General features: G+C 59.8%; 20 protein-coding genes and 3 pseudogenes. 16 read left to right on the forward strand and 7 right to left on the reverse strand.

From position 1 onward, the window contains the following. Positions 1 to 200 precede the first annotated feature (200 nt). Both GGD50_RS31270 and GGD50_RS33450 read left to right on the forward strand, forming a co-directional pair. Complete coding sequence (locus tag GGD50_RS31270) at positions 201 to 1,454, forward strand: ATP-binding protein (protein WP_183941057.1); 1,254 nt, start codon at positions 201 to 203, stop codon at positions 1,452 to 1,454. Next, a pseudogene (locus tag GGD50_RS33450) lies at positions 1,405 to 1,988 on the forward strand (aldehyde dehydrogenase family protein). Before GGD50_RS31270 ends, GGD50_RS33450 begins: the two are co-directional and overlap by 50 nt. Before the next feature lie 48 nt (positions 1,989 to 2,036). Here GGD50_RS33450 and GGD50_RS32625 read toward each other — a convergent pair. Next, a pseudogene (locus tag GGD50_RS32625) lies at positions 2,037 to 2,111 on the reverse strand (SOS response-associated peptidase); the annotation flags it as partial. A 239-nt stretch (positions 2,112 to 2,350) separates the two neighbouring features. Between GGD50_RS32625 and GGD50_RS33310 the strand changes: the two are divergent. After that, entirely contained in the window at positions 2,351 to 2,803 is a 453-nt protein-coding gene (locus tag GGD50_RS33310) for a transposase (RefSeq protein WP_183941059.1), read from the forward strand. A 26-nt stretch (positions 2,804 to 2,829) separates the two neighbouring features. After that, positions 2,830 to 3,393, forward strand: a complete 564-nt coding sequence (locus GGD50_RS31285) for a flagellar biosynthesis protein FlhF (RefSeq protein WP_183941061.1) — start codon at positions 2,830 to 2,832, stop codon at positions 3,391 to 3,393. Here the strand turns inward: GGD50_RS31285 and GGD50_RS32630 are convergent. From GGD50_RS32630 to GGD50_RS33615, 5 genes and pseudogenes are all read right to left on the reverse strand, one after another. Then, a complete protein-coding gene (locus GGD50_RS32630; protein ID WP_210319028.1) occupies positions 3,390 to 3,911 on the reverse strand; it encodes a DUF2188 domain-containing protein in 522 nt (173 codons plus the stop codon). The genes GGD50_RS31285 and GGD50_RS32630 overlap by 4 nt on opposite strands. A 226-nt stretch (positions 3,912 to 4,137) precedes the next feature. Continuing rightward, positions 4,138 to 4,257, reverse strand: a pseudogene (locus GGD50_RS31295) (HU family DNA-binding protein); the annotation flags it as partial. Between the two features lie 992 nt (positions 4,258 to 5,249). Continuing rightward, positions 5,250 to 5,819, reverse strand: coding sequence for a type II toxin-antitoxin system VapC family toxin (locus GGD50_RS31300; protein ID WP_183941063.1), 570 nt, complete (start codon positions 5,817 to 5,819; stop codon positions 5,250 to 5,252). 1 nt (position 5,820) lies between these two features. Beyond that, positions 5,821 to 6,162 carry a hypothetical protein gene (locus GGD50_RS31305; protein ID WP_246451661.1) on the reverse strand — a complete coding sequence of 114 codons (342 nt, stop codon included), beginning with the start codon at positions 6,160 to 6,162 and terminating at the stop codon, positions 5,821 to 5,823. Between the two features lie 67 nt (positions 6,163 to 6,229). After that, on the reverse strand, positions 6,230 to 6,766 hold the full coding sequence (locus GGD50_RS33615) for a TniQ family protein (RefSeq protein WP_183941064.1): 537 nt from the start codon (positions 6,764 to 6,766) through the stop codon (positions 6,230 to 6,232). 74 nt (positions 6,767 to 6,840) lie between these two features. Between GGD50_RS33615 and GGD50_RS31315 the strand changes: the two genes are divergently transcribed. Next, entirely contained in the window at positions 6,841 to 7,209 is a 369-nt protein-coding gene (locus GGD50_RS31315; RefSeq protein WP_331371179.1) for a DUF4365 domain-containing protein, read from the forward strand. Positions 7,210 to 7,471: 262 nt separating this feature from the next. Here the strand turns inward: GGD50_RS31315 and GGD50_RS31320 are convergent, their stop codons facing one another. Beyond that, the gene (locus GGD50_RS31320; protein ID WP_183941067.1) at positions 7,472 to 7,939 is read right to left on the reverse strand and encodes an Lrp/AsnC family transcriptional regulator; all 468 of its coding nucleotides are present in this window, start codon (positions 7,937 to 7,939) and stop codon (positions 7,472 to 7,474) included. Positions 7,940 to 8,172: 233 nt separating this feature from the next. On the opposite strand from GGD50_RS31320, the gene GGD50_RS31325 reads away from it, so the two are divergent. The 11 genes from GGD50_RS31325 (at position 8,173) to GGD50_RS31375 (ending at position 18,882) form a co-directional block, all read left to right on the forward strand. Further along, entirely contained in the window at positions 8,173 to 9,237 is a 1,065-nt protein-coding gene (locus GGD50_RS31325; protein ID WP_183941069.1) for a homoserine dehydrogenase, read from the forward strand. Then, positions 9,234 to 10,643 (forward strand): aldehyde dehydrogenase family protein, encoded by a 1,410-nt coding sequence (locus tag GGD50_RS31330; protein ID WP_183941071.1) that lies wholly within the window; start codon positions 9,234 to 9,236, stop codon positions 10,641 to 10,643. Before GGD50_RS31325 ends, GGD50_RS31330 begins: the two co-directional genes overlap by 4 nt. A gap of 134 nt (positions 10,644 to 10,777) precedes the next feature. Beyond that, the gene (locus GGD50_RS31335; protein ID WP_183941073.1) at positions 10,778 to 11,557 is read left to right on the forward strand and encodes an ABC transporter ATP-binding protein; all 780 of its coding nucleotides are present in this window, start codon (positions 10,778 to 10,780) and stop codon (positions 11,555 to 11,557) included. Positions 11,558 to 11,591: 34 nt separating this feature from the next. After that, a complete protein-coding gene (locus tag GGD50_RS31340) occupies positions 11,592 to 12,368 on the forward strand; it encodes a transporter substrate-binding domain-containing protein (RefSeq protein ID WP_425504002.1) in 777 nt (258 codons plus the stop codon). 105 nt (positions 12,369 to 12,473) lie between these two features. Next, complete coding sequence (locus GGD50_RS31345) at positions 12,474 to 13,196, forward strand: ABC transporter permease (protein WP_183941077.1); 723 nt, start codon at positions 12,474 to 12,476, stop codon at positions 13,194 to 13,196. A gap of 10 nt (positions 13,197 to 13,206) precedes the next feature. Beyond that, positions 13,207 to 13,896, forward strand: coding sequence for an ABC transporter permease (locus GGD50_RS31350; protein ID WP_183941079.1), 690 nt, complete (start codon positions 13,207 to 13,209; stop codon positions 13,894 to 13,896). A 31-nt stretch (positions 13,897 to 13,927) separates the two neighbouring features. After that, entirely contained in the window at positions 13,928 to 14,806 is an 879-nt protein-coding gene (gene dapA, locus GGD50_RS31355) for a 4-hydroxy-tetrahydrodipicolinate synthase (RefSeq protein WP_183941081.1), read from the forward strand. 123 nt (positions 14,807 to 14,929) lie between these two features. Further along, complete coding sequence (locus tag GGD50_RS31360; protein WP_183941083.1) at positions 14,930 to 16,201, forward strand: trans-sulfuration enzyme family protein; 1,272 nt, start codon at positions 14,930 to 14,932, stop codon at positions 16,199 to 16,201. Positions 16,202 to 16,224: 23 nt separating this feature from the next. Further along, on the forward strand, positions 16,225 to 17,634 hold the full coding sequence (locus GGD50_RS31365; protein ID WP_183941085.1) for an aspartate ammonia-lyase: 1,410 nt from the start codon (positions 16,225 to 16,227) through the stop codon (positions 17,632 to 17,634). 13 nt (positions 17,635 to 17,647) lie between these two features. Then, positions 17,648 to 18,442 carry a phosphotransferase gene (locus GGD50_RS31370; RefSeq protein ID WP_183941088.1) on the forward strand — a complete coding sequence of 265 codons (795 nt, stop codon included), beginning with the start codon at positions 17,648 to 17,650 and terminating at the stop codon, positions 18,440 to 18,442. Continuing rightward, the gene (locus GGD50_RS31375) at positions 18,439 to 18,882 is read left to right on the forward strand and encodes an Lrp/AsnC family transcriptional regulator (protein WP_183941090.1); all 444 of its coding nucleotides are present in this window, start codon (positions 18,439 to 18,441) and stop codon (positions 18,880 to 18,882) included. Before GGD50_RS31370 ends, GGD50_RS31375 begins: the two co-directional genes overlap by 4 nt. The last annotated feature ends 84 nt before the right edge of the window (positions 18,883 to 18,966 follow it).

An 18,966-nucleotide genomic window follows, 5' to 3' on the forward strand; every position in this document is an offset into this window, starting at 1 on the left:
AATAATCTGGCTTCAGCCCCGTTGCTATGTCCTCAGGTTGTCATAGTCGCTAAAAAAGACCTAACTCCAGCAAACCGCATCCTGTTCCATAAATATGACTATGCCGCACGGAATGCCGCGCTTTTAACTAGCCGTAACATAGATTAAAATTAGCCAAACTTACACTTTAAATTGGCCGAGAACTCGGTTAATGATAGCCGATGACAGACTCGCCGCCACCGAAAAAGTTGATTGAACGAAAAGCCCGACCGATTGTGGAAACCGCGCTGGCTGATACACGAGTCGTGCTCATCGCCGGCCCGCGGCAAGCCGGAAAGACGACCCTTGCGCGACAGGTCTCTGGCACCTATCGTCCATTTATCACTCTCGACGATGTTGGTACGCTTAACGCAGCAAGGACCGATCCGATCGGCTTTATCCGAGGCATCAAACGGGCCGTGATCGACGAGGTGCAACGGGCGCCCGAACTGATACTGGCGATCAAGGAAAGCGTTGACCGCGATGACGAGCCCGGACGGTTCTTGCTCACGGGCTTAGCCAATCTGGCCACCGTTCCGGCGATTGCAGACTCGCTCGCCGGTCGTATGGCGGTTGTCCCATTGTTGCCATTTGCCCAATCTGAGATCCGATCCACCCCGGGTCGTCTCCTGGATCGGCTGTTCGCCGGCGAGGAGCCTTCCGCCGGGGAGGACACCGTCATCGGCGACGACCTGCTGTTGGCGGTGCTACAGGGGGGCTATCCAGAAGCATTGCGTCGGCCGACGCCCGGCCGGCGGACTGCTTGGCTGGAAGATTACGTGAAATTGATCCTCGACCGCGACGTGCGTGATATCGCCAACATCGATCAGTTGGACCGGCTTCCGCGGCTGCTCGATGTCCTAGCGGAGCACGCCGGACAATTGGTCAATCATAGCAGTTTCGGTGCGGCGCTCGGATTGTCGAGCATCACTGCACAGAAATACGTTGCTATCCTTGAGCGCCTCTTTCTGATCAGGACACTTGTCCCGTGGTCCAACAACCGCTTGAGCCGACTCGTCAAGACACCAAAGCTTCACTTTCTGGACTCGGGGTTGCTTGCCACTTTGCGAGAGGATGAGGCGGATGTGTTGCGCGACAACAAAAGTCGTTTTGGCGCCCTGCTTGAAAGCTTCGTGGTGTCAGAACTGCTGAAGTTGGCATCCTGGTCAGACCGGCGCTTATTGTTCTCGCACTACCGGACGAGAGACCAAGATGAGGTCGATGTCATCATCGAGGATCGTCGCGGCCGGATCGTTGGGATAGAAGTAAAGGCGTCAGCAACGGTGAAATCTGACGATTTTCGCGGGTTGCGCCAGTTGCAAGATGCTGTCGGCGATCGTTTCGTGCGAGGGCTCGTCTTACATGACCACGACCGAGTGACGCCATTTGGAGAAAAGCTCCAAGCCGCCCCGCTATCTCTTCTATGGACAATGTGAACCGCAAGCGAGGAGCGTCGGGCGACTATTCGCTCATCCCAGTTCGATCTTTGATCGCCAGGAGTACCAGTACGGCAAGCCCAGTTTTGCATATCGCGAGCGCAAGGATGGCAGAGATGACCGATTGAAATCTATATGGCGGCCAATTGAAAGCGTCCATCTGCGACCGGGCTGCATTTTCCGGCCCTCCGTCCTGCTCGATCCGCCGGCGGACGCCGAGGTATCGCGGATCGCAGTCTTCGGACCGCTGACCTGTGTCTATGGCTATACCGAGGTTGACGAGGCGATCCGTATAGCCGACTCGCTGCCGTATGCATTTCAGGCGAGTGTCTTTTCCTCCGACATAGCGGTCGCTCTCAAGGCTGCAAGGATCTCGATGCATCCGCGGTGCTCGTCAACGACCACATTTCCTTTCGCACCGACTGGATGCCTTTTGCCGGACGCAGGCAGTCGGGATATGGTGTCGGGGGTATTCCATGGACGATGGAAGAGACGGTCGACGACAAGATGGTGGTATTAAACGGCGTCAGTTGATCCTGCCCTCCTGTCTTTGCCAAGTTCGATCCCATGAGCCGCTTGGTTGACGATCTGCCGATCGTGGTAGGGCGCTGTGTCCGGTCCCGGCGCCATAGTCAGCATGATGAAGGCTTGGCCTACCAGAAGATCGAGAAGTGATAAAAGACACCCAAGAACAAGCTGTTCGGTGAAAAGCCGTCCCTTCACCGCCTTTAAGTAACAGAGGCGAAAGCAAAGATAAATCAGAAGCTGTGAAAGCGGCGTTGAATGACCTACCACGATTTTGAGCTTTGAGCTCGGATCGCCGATGCGGCTTTTGCTTCACTTGACTTGCGATGGGTAACAGCTGACAAGAACGTCGTCTGCTGGAGCAAACACCCATGGCTAATGAAGAACAGATTGCGACCCCTGAAACGGCAACAGTGCAAGCAATATCTGAACCCGCACCTTTGACAACGAAAGTAACCAAGCCTCGGCGGAAAAAGGCCAGCATTGAACCTCCACCTGCCGCTCGAAAAGCCTCCGCAACCAAATCGAGGCGTTTCAGCGACGAAGACAAACTCGAGATGCTCGCCCAGATCGAGGCCCAGCTAACAACGGGCACAACGCTGAAGGATGCCGTAAAGAGCCTCGGGATTTCCGATCAGACCTATTATCAGTGGAAAAAGGCAGCCAAGCCTGCAGACAAGGTCGAGGCGGCGCCTGCTGGTGAGATCGATGATCTCGCCGAATTCACAGAGCTTGAGGCGGAAAATGCCCGTCTGCGAAAGCTGCTAGCTGAGAAGCTGCGTGCCGAGAATGCGGAACTTCGCCGGCGCCTCGGGCTGAAGTAACTCGACATGGTCATGCCAAGAAGCGAATGAATCCCAAGCGCAACTTCGTCGTCGAATACAAAAGCAATCGACGGCCACTCAAGACCCAATCCAATTCAATCTGGGGCAACACCGATCTCAAAGCGTTGGCGGAGGAGATCGAGAGTGAAACGTCGTCTACATCTGGCGCGCCGTTGGCTGTGGAAACGCGATCGGTAGGTTCCTCTGAAATTCCGATGGGACCGGCTGTATCGGTGCCAATCGTTGAGGAGATAGATCCGGCCGACAGCGATGACAAAGCCGAGCCTCCGGACGAGGTTATCGCAGAGGCGGCACGCGCGAGCGAACCGCCGGTGCTGCCGACCACCGGCTCGACGCAGGAGTCTAAGCCTCGACGCGCTCAGCGAAAGGCTGTCCGACGGCCGAAGGGCACCGCTGCAGCAGAATTCATCGCACCGATCGCTGAAACCGCTAGACCGGATATCGTCACCGAGGACGATCTCGCCGAACTCGATGCTGAAAACAAATGGCTCAAAGCAATGTTGGCTGAGAAGCTCAGAGCTGAGAACGCCAGGCTGATGAAAATGCTTCGACGGTTTGGTGTCGCTTAGCCGGGCGTTTTTCGCGGATCATCGCCGTAGGTTCGCTCTTCACGGATCGTCCCGTCGCTCCTATGCAAAACGGCCTGAGCCAGCGCACCCTTGTTATGAGCAGCGCGGCCGGCAGCCGTTGCGGCGCCTTCGGCTTCGGCTTGCGTCTTATGGGTGGAAATGGTCTTTCCACCTGACGTGACTTTCCAGCCTTCCTGTGAGGGCGATGAATGGAAGACTTCCCGTTTTGCGATGAAGCTCACACCCTCTTTATATTGCATCGTACTAAAGTACCATGTTGACCGTTGGCGGTCGAGGCGTGACAGGAGAGAGCGAATCTGCTTCTTCCTAATGAAAGCATTTTGGAAGGCGCTAATATGGATGGAGCAGAAAACGACCTGCGTTTGATCGCCGTTATGCGGCGTTACTTCGCGATCAAACAGGAGCTTGCAGGTTTGAAGTCTTCGCTCGAGGACAAGCGAAAAGCGGCCGGAATTGCGGTCGGTGAATTTTATCACGTCCGCGCCGAAAACGAACATGCAGGCGATGTCAGTCGGACCGTCACGCTAAGACGGGAGATGGAGTTTCTGATGAGCCTCGCCGAAAGCTGGGCGAGGGGAGACATCATTCATCTCGGCCTGACAGCCGATTGACGGCAAACGCGCGGCCTTGAGGAGGCAAAAGCTGTTCGGCGGCCGAAGCAGGCACATCTGCCAATAAGCAAGAGCCAAAAGCCTTACTCGGCCGAGCAAGGCTTTTCCGTTGTCACTTGTTCAGCGCATCTTTCAGCGCCTTGGCGGGCTGGAAGGTGAGCTTCTTTGCCGCTGCCACTTTGATCGTCGCGCTGGTTGCCGGATTGCGCGCTTCACGCTCCGGCGTGTCTTGTCGGGTAGGAACGACCCGTTGCCGGGTCGCTCCTCCCTAAGAACCGTACGTGCGAGTTTCCCCGCATACGGCTCAAGCCTCCGCGAAGCCCTGTGTGACCAGAGCCGCTAGTTCCAGTTGATCGGCAGAGTGTGCGGTCTCACCGGGCCGATCCGTAGTTTCCAAGGGTAGGCGAAGCATCGTCGCACCGCCTATGTTCGTCCAACGAGACTTTTGAATCGATTGGCTTCGTTCGATTCATGATGCTGATGGATCCGGCTCTCTTGCCGTTGCTTTTAACCTGCCAAGGCTAGCCAAGAGAAGCGTCGGAGCTCGCGAGCTGGCTATGCCAACAGCGACGCGAATGTGACCGACGGTACGCCGCACTTGTCGAGGATGCGCGGCAGGTCGCGCTCAGCCCATCGCGGTCCTTCCCCATGCAATGGCTCGCCACCGCGTTCTCGATGGGGCAGGTCTGACCGGAAATCGCCTCTCAGCTCGGCTCGATCGGCTCCCGCAAAGGCCGGCTCGTTTTCTTCCCCTGCCGGCTTCGCCGTCATTCCTCGCGAAATCAAGAAAGCTTCGGCTTAGCCGTCCTTCACTGCGTTTCGGCCCAAGGGGTGCGAGATTGATCGTTCCCGGTGTTGGTTTCCCTTTGTCGTTGTATTCGTCTTCGTTCAGGTTAATCACCGCACTACGCCGTGGCTGACGTATGTTCCTTTCCCTTGGATATACCCCCTTGACCCAATTCTGATCAGTCTAAAGTCCAACCTGGCTCCAAACCCGGTCTGCGAACACGTTCGAATTATCCCGAGCTTTCGATCTTGAATTACCGGAAATCTCGGGCTTTAGGGAACGTGCTCGGCATAATGTCCGGCTTGGGATAAGTGCGGGATTTGCATATTGACACGCTGAAGATCAAGAGCCGGAATTTTCACGAGCCGGGTGGTTGCTGATCGTTTGAAATCACAGGCCGCCGGTTCGACTCCCTTCAAGAGCAAGAGTGAGGTTCGTCATGCAACCGCCCGATAAAGCAAAACCCTTGAGGTCGGCATCAACTGCAGCAGGTAGTCAAAATCCCTCACATTCGCCGTGAGAACAGTTAAGCCGAGCTTTTGTGCTTGGAGGAAAAGCACGCAATCGTGAAGCGCTTTCAAGCGTGCATCCTGGTGATAACCCTGAATTCGGCACAATATGCCCGAGAGCATTGCGCCGCGGCCGAGAATATCGGCATCCGGTGTGAAGATGCGATGTTCTGGCATTGCTGCGATGGTTGTTTTAATCTGCCCAATAGCACCCCTTGTTCCGGGATGCCCAGGATCCAGAACCCCGACAGTATGCATCAATTCCTGGATTGCGACCGTTGAGTGATTGACCTGACGAATGTCCAAGAGATCCGCGACAGCGTCGGGGGATCGACCCTGCATTCCATCGATGTAAACACAGGTATCCAAAAGAAGCTCGTATCCCGCTTCGGCTGCGTCCGAAAGGAAGGGGAGGTCCTCGTCCGTTCGTCGGGCGAGCGTCTTTCCCGGATCGAGGCGCGCCCATCGTAACGCAGAGTCGACATCGATAACTGACAAGTTAGAACCCGAGCTTCAATGTGGGATCGACGGTGGCGCGCGTCTTACGAAATGTTTCGGCGAATTTATCTTCGAGAGCAACACTCGCGAGCGCAAATTCGATCAGGTCCGTATCCGTCTCGATCCCGGTGTGCTTTTTAGCCTGTTCAACCAACGCTGAGCTAATGCGGCCGCCAATGCGTTTGCTCTTTTCACCGAGTAGTCCGGAATGCTCAGCAGCTTGCATAACGGCATTAACGCGGCCTTTCACGGTCACGAATTCGCCGGCATGAGCCTTTCGCCCTGCCTTCGAAGCAACACGCGATGTTGCCCGAATGATTTTTTCCGCTGGAGTTTTCTTCATGATCACACGGCTCCCGCTGTCTAACAGAATGTAATTTTGTCTAACATACTACCAAAGGGCCAATTTATCAAGGCATTGGCGATATTCTTCTGCGGTTCGATTCCCATATGTGGACGGCCCCCGACTCGACGTGGGCGACGCGTTCCTGCAAGACGCGATCAAAGCGCGGCCACCGGCGCCCCGACGTGGTCCGCGCGTAGGCGAGGGGTTCGAGCACGCAATGATGAACCGGACAGGTCCTGAAACATTCGAGCTGCCACCATACGCGGTGGTAGGGCGTCTCGGCTACGCATTCTCGGCACTGAAGATTCCGGGCCCAACGAAACTGGCCTCGTGCGAATATCTGGCCTGCCAGGCGAACGCTTCCTTTCGCCTCGACAGGCGTCCACCACCGAAGCCGCTCCTTGTACTCTTCGGAGATAGGCAGAAGGAAGATCCGCTCGAGCAGCTCGTCTGACCGGAAGATTCGATTGATCCCGATCTCGGAGGCGTAGTTTTCTGGAAGATAGGAGCACTCGTCCATCACCAGGCGGCTGAAGTAGCTGCTCGCCGGTTCGCCGGGCAGAGGGAGAACCCGCCAGAACGTAAACGGGCGGGCGCTCATTGTAGCGGTGCCTTGTAGCCAAAATAGTCGAAGCCGTCTCCCGGACGGATCCTCGTGCGCACCGCCTCCCGAAGGTGTTCGATCAGAATGGATGCGGAACGATCATTGAGCGTAAGGTAGCCGGCGACGACGTCCAATGGAGCATGAAGTCCAAGGCGTACAACAAGCTCGCGGGCCGCGGCCCCGGCGCCGTTCCAGCGATCCTGATCTTGATGTGTCTCCCGGATAACGAGGACCAGTGGATGGGATTTTCCGAAGACTCGCTTCTTCTCCGCAAGTGCTGCTACTTCACGACCGTGACAGGGCCTCGGATCGAGAGTGAGAACACGACGCGGCAGATCAGCTTCCCTCGTCGCAACCTGCTGAACGTGTCGTCGTTGACGACCATCCTCGACGACAATCGAAAGCGGCTCGAAGCCGCCTTCTCAGCGTTCGCGGAGTGACGCCATGGACGCGACCAAGCAATCCATCATGCGCTACCTCGTTCGGCAGGGATGGACGCAGCAGACGAGCAGGGACGGGGCGCTCACCCGGTTCGTGCGCGCCGAAGACGACGGACGTCCCGCCGTGAACATACGGCAGCCGGGAGGAACTTGAACTTACCGGTGCGGACGAAACATCGTTGGTTACCTTACCCTTCTCATCATTCCACCCATTCCCATCTTCCATACGCAAGGCGCTACCGAGGAATGTGGCACGGACGGGCTACTCTGAAACCGGGACAAACATGCCGAGCTTAAGGTCCTTCAGGACAACATTGGTGTGAATGCGCTTGATCTGGGGATTCTCGGACATAAGGTTGGCTGCGATCTCGTCATAGTGCTCGACATCGCGCGCGGTGATGATCGCGACCAGGTCGACTGAGCCGGTCACATAATAGACCTGCTGGATATGCTCCTGCTTGGCCAGCCAAACGCGGAACTTGGACAGAGCGTCGTAGTTCTCGCGCTCGATTTCCATGCCCGCGATGAATGTCATGGGAGTACCGACCACCTTGCGGTCGACAAGTGCAATCTCGGCGGTGATGATGCCGCAGTCACGCAACCGCTTGAGGCGCCGCTGGACAGCTGACGCGGAGAGCCCCATAAGGTCGCCGATCGCCTCGGCCTTTATCTGGCAATCGACCTGGATGATGTCGAGAATCTTGCGGTCATAGGAGTCGATCGGTTCCATGGTGTCATTCCTTCGCCTTGCTTCGGGCGCATAATATGCATAGTTTGCGCGGCAAAGCCGCAGATTCTTGGCGATGTCCGCGGCTATTGTTTCCGATTTGCTGATTTCGCATGGATTCTGCGCAATTGTTGCGAGCACGTTACAGACCGGCCAATCCTTTGGTCGTTCTGCAGGCTTCCGGCTGACTCTTTGCGCCCTCATGTTGTTCCCATTGCTCAGGATGAGGAACCGACATGGTACAATACAACATCGCGCTTATCGGATTTGGTGGAGTCAACCGCGCCCTTGCCCAGCTCGTCGCCGAGCGGAACGAACAATGGCAGGCGGAGCTTGGATTTCGGCTCAACATTGTTGCCGTTACCGACCTCAATCTCGGTTCGGTCGTTTCGGCAAACGGCATCGATCCGCGCACGCTCGTCGAGACGAAGTTTGAAACAGGCGGTTTCGCCAAGCTGTCCGGCGGATCAGCCGAGGCGGACAATGAGAAGGTGATCAGGCATGCGCCTGCCGACATCGTCGCGGAAGCCACGTTTACCAATCCCGATAGCGGCGAACCGGCCGTTTCCCATTGCCGCTGGGCGCTGGAAAGCGGCAAGCATGTCGTGACCACCAACAAAGGGCCGGTCGCGCTTGCGGCCGCCGAACTGAAGATGCTCGCCCGCCGCCACCATGTCGCCTTCGAATATGAAGGGGCGGTGATGAGCGGAACACCGGTCATCCGCATGGCGAAGACCACGCTTGCCGGCGCGGGCCTCACCGGCTTCGAAGGCATCCTCAACGGCACTTCGAATTTCGTTCTGGGTCGCATGGAGGCGGCGCTTGGCTTTTCCGCAGCCGTGAGCGAGGCGCAGGCGATGGGCTATGCCGAGGCCGATCCGACTGCGGACGTCGAGGGTTACGATGTGCGGCTCAAGGTGGTCATCCTGGCGAATGAACTGCTGGGTGGCGCGCTCAAGCCGGCCGATGTTTCCTGCAAGGGCATCTCGTCGCTTACCGTGTCCGACATCGAGACCGCCGCCGAGGACGGCTGCCGTTGGAAGCTGATCGGCTCGGCCGCCCGCGATGAGAACGGCCGGATCGAAGCCTCCGTGGCGCCGCGCCGCCTCGCCCTTGACCATCCGCTCGCGGCGGTAAGTGGTGCCACCAATGCGATCTCACTCCGGACCGACTTGCTCGGCGCCGTCACCGTTACCGGTCCGGGAGCCGGGCGCGTCGAGACGGCCTATGCACTTCTCTCGGATATCGTCGCCATCCACCGTGCCGAACCGGCCCGCACGACGAAGGAAACCGCAGAATGACCGCAGCAAAGCCTCGGATCGTTCAGCCTGCGGAAGAGATCGACGTTCTCAATCCCTATGACGGTTCGCTGGTCGGGCGCGTCATGGTGAGCGACCCCAACGATGTCGACACGCTTCTCACCCGCGCCAGACAGGCAACGGCGCTGTCGCGCGCACTGCCCCGGCACCGACGGGCGGCCATTCTGGAAAAAGCCGCAAGGCTCGTCGATGAGCGCCGCGAGGATTTCGCCCGCACCATCGTCCGCGAGGCGGGCAAGACGATCGTACAGGCACGTAAGGAGACGTTGCGCTGTGTCAATACGCTGAAGCTCTCGGCGGAAGAGGCCAGGCGCAATGCCGGAGAAATCGTTCCCTTCGATGCCTATGCGGGCTCGGAGGCGCGCCAGGGCTGGTTCACCAGAGAACCGCTTGGTATCATCGCCGCAATCACGCCGTACAACGACCCGCTGAACCTCGTTGCGCACAAACTCGGCCCCGCGATTGCCAGCGGCAATGTGGTCCTGTTGAAGCCTTCCGAGCTTGCGCCGTTTTCGGCCCTCAAGCTGGTCGAGACGTTGATCGCGGCAGGCCTGCCGGAAGCCGTCGTCACCGTGGCGATCGGCGGTGCGGAGCTTGGGCGTGCGATCGTCTCGGCCAGGGACGTTCGGATGGTGTCGTTTACCGGCGGGTTTGCTACGGGGGAGGCGATCTCCCGGTCCGCTGGCTTGAAGAAGCTTGCCATGGACCTCGGCGGCAACGCGCCGGTGATCGTGATGGCAGACTGCGATATCGGCAAGGCGGTAGAGGGATGCGTTTCCGGCGCCTACTGGGCGGCTGGCCAGAACTGCATCGGCACACAACGCATCCTCGTCCAGGCCGCCTGCTATGACCGCTTTCGTGACGCCTTCGTGGCCGCAACCGCCCGGCTTGTCACTGGCGATCCGAGTTCCGAAGAGACGGATGTCGGGCCGATGATCTCGGAGGCTGCGGCCGAGCGGGCGGAGGCCGCCGTCGATGAGGCGATCGGTGCCGGTGCGCGGCTTCTCTGCGGGCACCAGCGAAAGCGCACACTCTACAGTCCGACAGTTCTCGAGAGTGTTCCGCATGACGACCGACTCTGGCGGGAGGAGATCTTCGCGCCAGTGGTCATGCTCGAACGTTTCGAGACACTGGCCGATGCGATCGGCTTGGCGAACGAGCCCGACTACAGCCTGCACGCGGGAATTTTCACCAACAATCTCGCCGATGCGTTGGAGGCGGCGGCCGGCATCGAAGCCGGCGGGATCATGATCAACGACTCCTCTGACTATCGCTTCGACGCCATGCCCTTCGGGGGCTTCAAGCACGGCAGCATGGGCCGTGAGGGCGTGCGTTTTGCCTACGAGGATATGACGCAACCGAAAGTGATCTGCATCAACCGCGCCTGACGCGCGGAGAATCCGCAAGATGCTCTTAGTTGTGCAGGCGAAAATCTCAAATACGGCAAACTGCGCGGCCGAACAGCGAAGCCGACCGATAAACTGCTCAACAACAAGCCACGCAAAAGTGGGGAACAAAGTGAATGACAAGCGATATTTCCTCCGCGCTACGCGTGGATGACGTGCATAAGAGCTACGGCTCGCATCAAGTGCTGAAGGGAATTTCCCTTACGGCGCGCAAGGGCGACGTGATCTCCCTGATCGGTTCCTCCGGTTCCGGCAAGAGCACGTTTCTGCGCTGCATCAACTTTCTGGAGATTCCCGATCGCGGCCGCTTTGTCATCAATGGCGAGGAAGTGCTGATGAAGGCGGGACCGGGTGGTCGCGCTCATCCCGCCAACTGGCGGCAGGTCGAGCGGATTCGCTCTGGCCTCGGCATGGTCTTCCAGAGCTTCAATCTCTGGGCCCATATGACCGTGCTCGAGAATGTCATCGAGGCCCCCGTTCATGTCCTGGGCATGAGCCGCAACGAGGCGACCGATAAGGCGGAGGCCTTGCTGCAGAAGGTCGGCCTTTACGAAAAGCGCAACGCCTATCCTGCCTTTCTGTCGGGTGGCCAGCAGCAGCGCGCATCTATCGCGCGAGCGCTTTGCGTCGATCCCTCAGTGATGCTGTTCGACGAGCCAACGTCGGCGCTTGATCCCGAACTCGTCGGCGAAGTGCTCAAGGTCATCCGCGATCTAGCCGAGGAGGGCCGCACGATGCTGCTGGTCACGCATGAGATGAAATTTGCCCGCGACGTTTCCAGCCACGTGATGTTCCTCCACCAGGGCCGCGTGGAGGAGGAAGGCCCGCCGAAGCAGATCTTCGGTACGCCTGCCAGCGCCCGGTGCCGGGAATTCACCAGCGCGTCACGTCACTAACGCTGGTGTGTTTGCCAATCAAAAAAGAAGGGGAATGAACATGAAAACTGCGATCTACCTTGCTGCCGTAGCGGCGCTGCTTGTCTCTGCCGTCGGCGCACATGCCGAGGTGCGTTTCGGCGTCATGAACGAAGCCTATCCGCCGTTCTTTGCCAAGGACGCGAGCGGCAAATGGGTCGGCTGGGAAATCGAGATGATGGATGCCGTCTGCGCCGAAATGAAGGAGACCTGCTCCGTCGTCGACATGTCCTGGGATGGCTTGATCCCTGGTCTTCAATCGAAGAAGTTCGACGTCATCTGGTCCTCGATGTCAATCACCGACGAACGCAAGAAGACGATCGCCTTCACCGACAAATATTACAACACGCCAAGCAAGCTGATCGGCGCCGAGGGCGGCAAGCCTGGTACCGCTGCCGCCGATGTCAGCGGCAAGACCATCGGCATCCAGGTCTCGACGATCCAGTCGGATTATTACAAGAAGTATTATGCGAGTGCCGCATCCGAAAAGACCTATGCCACGCTGGACGAAGCGTTCCAGGATCTCGCTGTCGGCCGCATCGATTATGTTTTCGGCGACTCCATTCCGCTGATGAAGTTCATCCAATCCGATTTCGGCAAGAGCTGCTGCGCCGATATGGGTAACGTCAAGGACGATCCGGCGATTCTTGGACAGGGCATCGGCGGGGGCCTGCGCAAGGAGGATGCCGAACTCCTGGCCAAGCTGAACGCCGCCATCGCCGCGGTCAGGGCCAGCGGAAAATACGCCGAAATCTCCAAGAAATACTTCGACTTCGACCCCTACGGGGAATGATTCTGGTTGGCGGCCGCCGCTGCGCGGCCTCCCGCCTCATTCAAGACCCACAAGAGAACAACGCCCGAGCCGGAGCGGTTTCGAGAGATCGCCAGGAGTAGTCCCATGCCGACAAATCCGTCTATTCTGGAACTGCTTTCCCCCTATCCGCCAGGATGGGGCGGGGCGCTGCTTTCAGGCGCGGTATCAACCGTCCTGATCTCGCTCGGAGCCTATCTTCTCGGCATCGTGATCGGGTTGGCAGGTGCGGCGGGAAAGCTCAAGGGCGGCCGCGCCGTCCTTGTCCTGCTGGACTTCTACACGACGGCCATGCGCGCCGTGCCGGAGCTGATCCTGATCATCGGCCTCTATTACGCGGGCACCGACGGCATCAACAGGCTGCTTTCCGCGCTGGGCTTTCCGCCGGTCGAGATCAACGGATTCCTTGCCGCTGTCGCGGTGCTTGGGATCGTGCAAGGCGCCTATATGACGGAAGTGCTGCGCGGCGCGATCCTCGCCATTCCAGCCGGCCAGATCGAGGCCGCCAGCGCTTTCGGCATGCGGCCCTGGCTACGGTTCCGGCGCATCGTCCTTCCAGCCCTGATGCCGAACGCGCTGCCGGGTATGGCCAATCTCTGGATGTCGGTGACCAAGGACAGCGCGCTGATTGCCGTTGTCGGCTACCAGGAACTGGCGCTTGCCACGCGGCTCGCAGCCGGCAACACCAAGCACTATTTCCTGTTCTTTTTCGCTGCCGCCGTCATCTACCTGATGATCACCCTCTTCTCCAACGTCGTGTTCGGCAGTCTTGAGGGCTACTTCCGGCGCGGACAGCCGAAAGCAGCCTGAGGAGCGAGTCATGGATTTTTCGTGGATTTCCAGCTATTGGCCGCTGATCGTCGCTGGCGCGATACAGACCTTGTTATTGCTCATCATTTCGGTGGTCTTCGGCTTCATCCTGGCGATCGGCCTTGCGCTCGCGCAAGTGAATGGCCCCGTGTGGTTGCGGGGTTGCGCAAAGGCTTATTGCACCAGTCTCCGCGGCACGCCGCTCCTTATCCAGCTTTGGCTGCTCTACTACGGCGTCGGGTCGTTGCTGCCGATGATACCCGGTCTGCGCACCAGCTTTCTCTGGCCGATCGTGCGCGAGGGCTTCTTCTTCGCGGCGGTCAGCTTCACGCTCAACTACGCGGCTTATGAAGCCGAGGTGCTGCGCGGTGCGCTGCTTGCCGTGCCGAAGGGCGAGCTCGAGGCCGGACGCGCTTTCGGCATGAGCCGCTGGACGCTGCTGCGCCGCATCTGGCTGCCGCGGGCGATCCGCATCGCGCTGCCGACCATAGGCGGCGAGGTGGTGCTGCAACTGAAAGCCACGCCGCTCGCCTTTACCGTCACGGTGATGGATCTCTACGCGGTCGCCTATAAGGTCAGGCAGGACACGCTGCTCGTCTACGAGCCCCTGATCATCGTCACCGTTTTCTATGTCTGTCTCACTCTTGTGATCACGCGGGCATTCCGCTTCGTCGAAATGCAGGTGCCGATACGGAGCTAAGGGTGACACCCGTAATTTTCTGGAGATTGCAATGTTCAAAGGATCGATCACGGCGCTTGTTACGCCGTTTCGCGACGGCAAGGTCGATGAAGAGGCTTTCCGGGCGTTGTTGGAGTGGCAGATCACAGAGGGCAGCCACGGCCTCGTCCCCTGCGGCACCACCGGTGAGAGCCCGACGCTCTCGCATGCCGAACATAAACGGCTGGTCGAGCTGACCGTGGAAGTGGCGGCGGGGCGGGTTCCGGTGATCGCCGGCGCGGGATCCAACAGCACGGCGGAAGCGATCGATTTTTCCCGTCATGCGGAGAAGGCAGGCGCCAACGCACTGCTCATCGTCGCGCCCTATTACAACAAGCCCACGCAGGAGGGGCTGTACCAGCACTTCAGGGCTATAGACGCGGCTGTCTCCCTGCCGATCATCGTCTATAACATTCCGCCGCGCAGCGTCGTCGACATCTCCGTCGAAACGCTTGCCCGCCTGAGGCGTGATTGCCGCAACGTGATTGGCGTCAAGGATGCCACCGCCAATCTGATGCGTCCGTCCCTGGAACGCATGGCCTGCGGCCGCGATTTCAACCTGCTATCCGGCGAGGACGGCACTGCGCTCGGCTACATGGCGCATGGCGGTCATGGCTGCATTTCCGTTACGGCGAATGTCGCTCCACGGCTTTGTGCGGAGTTCCAGACCGCATGCCTTGCCGGCGATTTCTCCCGCGCGCTCGAACTCCAGGACCTGTTGATGCCGCTTCACCGGGCACTTTTCCTGGAGACCAATCCGTCCGGGCCGAAATATGCGCTCTGGCGCCTGGGCCGGATGCAGCGCGACCTCCGGCTGCCGCTGGTGACCATTTCGCCGGCGGTGGAGGCTGAAATCGATCAGGCCGTGTGCCACGCCGGCCTTATGGCCTGATGCGCCTAACTGCCGCGCCAATCGACCCTTTCCCGCGGCATATCTGCGGCGAATGGAATGATTGTGCGGCAGAAAACGGCGCCATGCCGTTAGATTTCTCGTGAATCAATCGCAGAGGACCCTATGACCGCAGCCAACCTTTCACATCGTCCAGTCCAAGACTCCGACCTCAGCAAGAGGACACCCGCGGCCGGCCCGGTTCTCAGCCGTGACACCCTCGCGCTGAGCGGCGGTCTCCTCGTCGATCCTGCCACAAAGGCGATCGCGCCGAACATCTCCATGTCCGTCAACAATGTGCTGATACCGGGGGACGGCGCCTTTTCGGCCGATGGCGTAGATGACCTTACGGCGCTGCCCTTTCTCTATGCGCGTTGGACCAATCCGACCGTGCGCCAGCTTGAACAGCGGCTCGCAGCCCTCGAAGACGCCGACGACGCGCTGGCGACAGCGACCGGCGTCGCCGCGATCGCTGCGACATTCCTCACCTTTCTGAAAAAGGGCGATCACCTGCTGCTGAGCGACGTCTGCTATGCCGGTGCCAACGAACTGGCGCGACGCATCCTGCCGGATTACGGCATCGAGGTGACGCCGGTGAACATGTCGCGGCCGGAGGACGTGGCGGCCGCCTTCCGGCCCAATACCCGGCTCGTTCATTGCGAAAGCCCGTGCAATCCGATCCTGCGCCTCACCGATCTTGCCGACATTGCCGAGCTTGCGCACAGGCACGGCGCGCTGATGTCGGTCGATTCCACGCTTGCCACGCCTGTTGCCACCCAACCGCTCTCGCTCGGCGCCGACCTCGTCATCCATTCGCTGACCAAGTTCATCAACGGCCATGGCGACGCGCTCGGCGGCGTTGTCTGCGGGCGCAAGGATCTCGTGGAGAAGATCCGCTCGCGCGCCGGCGTCTATCTCGGGGCGTCGATGCCGGCGATGAACGCCTGGCTGATCATGCGCGGCATCGACACGCTCTTTCCCCGCCTGCGGACGATCTCGGAAACGGCGATGCAAGTCGCGACCTTCCTGCAACGCCATCCCGCGGTCACGGCCGTGACCTATCCCGGCCTTGCCTCCCATCCCCAGCACGATCTGGCGAAGCGGCAGATGGCGGTCTTCGGCGGCATCGTGACCTTCCGAGTAAAGGAACCCGCCCGGATGGCCTCGCAACTCGCCGAGCGCCTCAAGGTCGCCCATTACGCCTTCTCGCTCGGCCACCAGCGCTCGATCGTCGTGCTGCTCGACACCGAGGAGATGATGACCACGACCTACCAGCTCGCCGGCGACCAGCTCGATGACTACAGACGTTTTGCGGGCGATGGCGTGTTCCGGCTTTCGGTGGGGCTGGAGGCGCCGGGCGATCTGATCGCCGACCTCGACCAGGCGTTTTCGAGTTGAATGGCGGCGCAGTGGAGGAAGCCATGGTAAAAATGCGCGTCGAGACCGATCTTCTGGGGCAGCGGCAATTACCGGTCGATGCATTGATCGGCATCCACACGCTGCGGGCCGCGGAGAATTTCGACGTCTCGGGCATCAGACTCCAGGACTTTCCCACATTCGTCCAGTCCCTGGCGATGGTGAAGAAAGCTGCGGCCGCGACCAATCTGGAGCTCGGGTTGATCGAGCCCGCAATTGCGCAGGCAATCGGCCGGGCCTGTGACAAGCTGATCGCCGGCGAGATCCTCGTGCCGCATTTTCCTGTCGACATGATGCAGGGCGGAGCGGGCACCTCGAGCAACATGAACGTCAACGAGGTGATCGCCAACCTTTCGCTCCAGGAACTTGGCGGGCCGGCCGGCAATTACGACAGGGTCAATCCCAACGACCATGTAAACCTCTCGCAGTCGACTAATGACGTCTACCCGACTGCAATCCGGCTGACCGTGCTGCGGGAGGCAGAAACACTGCTTGCTGCGCTCCGCGCGCTCGTCGCCGCCTTTCGATGCAAGGGCGATGCTTTCGCAGACATCGTCAAGGTCGGCAGGACACAGCTGCAGGACGCTGTGCCGATGTCTCTCGGTCAGGAGTTCGAGGCTTTTGCCGAAACGCTGGAGGAGGATGTTGCCCAATTCCTCGGCGCAGCCAGCCTGATGCGCGAGGTCAATCTCGGCGGCACGGCGATCGGCACCGGCTTGAATGTACCGGCGGGTTTTTCCGCGGCCGCCTGCGCGCACCTATCCGATATTTCGGGCATCACGGTCCGTCCTGCGCGCAACCTGGTTGAGGCGACGTCGGATACGGGTGCCTTCGTCTCGGTCTCGGGCGTGCTCAAGCGGTTGTCCGTGAAACTCTCGAAGATCTGCAACGACCTCCGCCTGCTGTCGAGCGGCCCGCGCGCCGGCTTCGGCGAAATCCGTCTCCCGGCGATGCAGGCGGGCTCGTCCATCATGCCGGGCAAGGTCAATCCTGTGATCCCGGAAATGATGAACCAGATCGGCTTTCAAGTGATTGGCAACGATCTGACGGTGACGCTCGCAGCCGGCGCCGGCCAGCTCCAGTTGAATGCCATGGAACCGGTGATTGTCCTCAACCTGCTGCAGTCCATGCAACTGCTGGCGAGAGGCATGGACGCGCTTCGCACACGGTGCATCGTTGGCATCGAGGCCGATGCGGAACGCTGCCGGGCGCTGCACAACGGCTCTCTTGTTCTCGCTGCCGCACTCAATCCCTTGGTCGGCTATGCAAGGGCGGCTACCCTTGCCCATCACGCTCTTGTTGAGGGGATCGGGTTGCGCGAGGCGGTTGAGCGCGATGGCGCCCTGACCCCTGAACAGATCGATGCGGTCTTCGGCACGAGCACGGTCAAGATACTCGACACAGTACAAGGCTGAAGGGAAGAGCGCGATGGCAGTTTTCACCGACCTCTCGGAAATCGATTGCGCGCGGATCGCGACGACCTATCGCCTTGGCCAATTGACCTCGGTAATCGGCATTGCCGATGGCGATACCGAAACCACTTTCCTTTTTCGTGCTGACCGCGGCGAGTTTATCATCACGGTGTTCGAAGGTGCTGCCGATCAGTTCGATCTCGAGCGTGCCTTCCGCACGATGGAGACGCTCGCCGCAGCGGGTGTTCCCTGTCCCACGACCTTCCGCACCGACGCTGGCGCTGCGACGATGACGGTATCCGGCAAATTGGTGGCAGTCGTCGGCTTTGTGCCCGGTTCCCGGCCGAGCGAGGTCACGTCAGGAAAATGCCGCGCCCTCGGAAATTGCACGGCGCGTATTCACCGAACGCTGGCGGCTTCCGCGGCCGACAGCCGGCGCGGTCTGCCCAAGGGGGCAGTGCATGGTGCGCTCAATCGCGACAATGTCTTCTTTCTTGGCGAGGAGGTCAGCGGCGTCATCAATTTCCGCCTGCGCCATGACGACCTTCTGATCGCGGAGCTGGCGCAGGTTCTGCTGCACTGGACCGCCCGGGCGGACGGAACGCTTGATGGTGGGCTCGCAGGCGCATTGCTCGCCGGATATGAAGAAGTGCGCTCCCTCAGCGGGGACGAACGCCGCGCTCTGCCGGCCTTCGTCATGGCGGCGACCGCGACCTCCCTTGCGCAGGGAGACAGGATTGCCGATCTCGAAGCTTCGGCACGTCGGGCATTTGCTTCGGCCATGGTCCTTGTCAGGGAGCTGGGCGCATGAAGCGCATTCTCGACCGGTCCGACGAGCGCATTCTCGCGGAATTAACCCGCAATGCCCGTATACCACATGCGGAACTGGCGGAGAAAATCAGCCTTTCACGTAACGCGGTGCGTCAGCGCATTGAGCGGTTGGAACGCGACGGCCTGATTCAGGGCTACACGATTGTCGTGGGTGAGGGAAAGCCACGTGCCTCGACCATCGCAGCGATGATGTTCGTTTATCGCCACGACCGAATGCGCGGCGGCGACGTTATCCAGGCGCTCAAGCGCGTGCCGGAAGTCGTCTCGTGTGACGTCATGAGCGGGGAATTCGACCTCGTCGTCCGGGTGGAGGCGAGCGCGGCGGATCGCATCCGCGAAATATGGCAGGAAGTGGCGGCGCTACCTGGCGTGCGTGACACGCTAACGGCATTCGCGCTGTCTTCGATGATCAAACGCTGATTTAGACATATGTCGTTTGGCAGCTAATCGTGAGAATGGGCCCGTTAAAGCAGCTCTTGGCAGTTAATTTGAGACGGACCGCCC

This window comes from Martinezella paranaensis (genome assembly GCF_014200235.1).
Taxonomy (GTDB): Bacteria; Pseudomonadota; Alphaproteobacteria; order Rhizobiales; family Rhizobiaceae; genus Rhizobium; species Rhizobium paranaense.

Bases quoted from the DNA above. Each gene is read 5' to 3' on its own strand.
- GGD50_RS31270 (WP_183941057.1), top strand. From the start codon at position 201: ATGACAGACTCGCCGCCACCGAAAAAGTTGATTGAACGAAAAGCCCGA.
- GGD50_RS33310 (WP_183941059.1), top strand. From the start codon at position 2,351: ATGGCTAATGAAGAACAGATTGCGACCCCTGAAACGGCAACAGTGCAA.
- GGD50_RS31285 (WP_183941061.1), top strand. From the start codon at position 2,830: ATGAATCCCAAGCGCAACTTCGTCGTCGAATACAAAAGCAATCGACGG.
- GGD50_RS32630 (WP_210319028.1), bottom strand. From the start codon at position 3,911: ATGTTCGTTTTCGGCGCGGACGTGATAAAATTCACCGACCGCAATTCC.
- GGD50_RS31305 (WP_246451661.1), bottom strand. From the start codon at position 6,162: ATGAAGAAAACTCCAGCGGAAAAAATCATTCGGGCAACATCGCGTGTT.
- GGD50_RS33615 (WP_183941064.1), bottom strand. From the start codon at position 6,766: ATGAGCGCCCGCCCGTTTACGTTCTGGCGGGTTCTCCCTCTGCCCGGC.
- GGD50_RS31320 (WP_183941067.1), bottom strand. From the start codon at position 7,939: ATGGAACCGATCGACTCCTATGACCGCAAGATTCTCGACATCATCCAG.
- GGD50_RS31325 (WP_183941069.1), top strand. From the start codon at position 8,173: ATGGTACAATACAACATCGCGCTTATCGGATTTGGTGGAGTCAACCGC.
- GGD50_RS31330 (WP_183941071.1), top strand. From the start codon at position 9,234: ATGACCGCAGCAAAGCCTCGGATCGTTCAGCCTGCGGAAGAGATCGAC.
- GGD50_RS31335 (WP_183941073.1), top strand. From the start codon at position 10,778: ATGACAAGCGATATTTCCTCCGCGCTACGCGTGGATGACGTGCATAAG.
- GGD50_RS31340 (WP_425504002.1), top strand. From the start codon at position 11,592: ATGAACATGAAAACTGCGATCTACCTTGCTGCCGTAGCGGCGCTGCTT.
- GGD50_RS31345 (WP_183941077.1), top strand. From the start codon at position 12,474: ATGCCGACAAATCCGTCTATTCTGGAACTGCTTTCCCCCTATCCGCCA.
- GGD50_RS31350 (WP_183941079.1), top strand. From the start codon at position 13,207: ATGGATTTTTCGTGGATTTCCAGCTATTGGCCGCTGATCGTCGCTGGC.
- dapA (WP_183941081.1), top strand. From the start codon at position 13,928: ATGTTCAAAGGATCGATCACGGCGCTTGTTACGCCGTTTCGCGACGGC.
- GGD50_RS31360 (WP_183941083.1), top strand. From the start codon at position 14,930: ATGACCGCAGCCAACCTTTCACATCGTCCAGTCCAAGACTCCGACCTC.
- GGD50_RS31365 (WP_183941085.1), top strand. From the start codon at position 16,225: ATGGTAAAAATGCGCGTCGAGACCGATCTTCTGGGGCAGCGGCAATTA.
- GGD50_RS31370 (WP_183941088.1), top strand. From the start codon at position 17,648: ATGGCAGTTTTCACCGACCTCTCGGAAATCGATTGCGCGCGGATCGCG.
- GGD50_RS31375 (WP_183941090.1), top strand. From the start codon at position 18,439: ATGAAGCGCATTCTCGACCGGTCCGACGAGCGCATTCTCGCGGAATTA.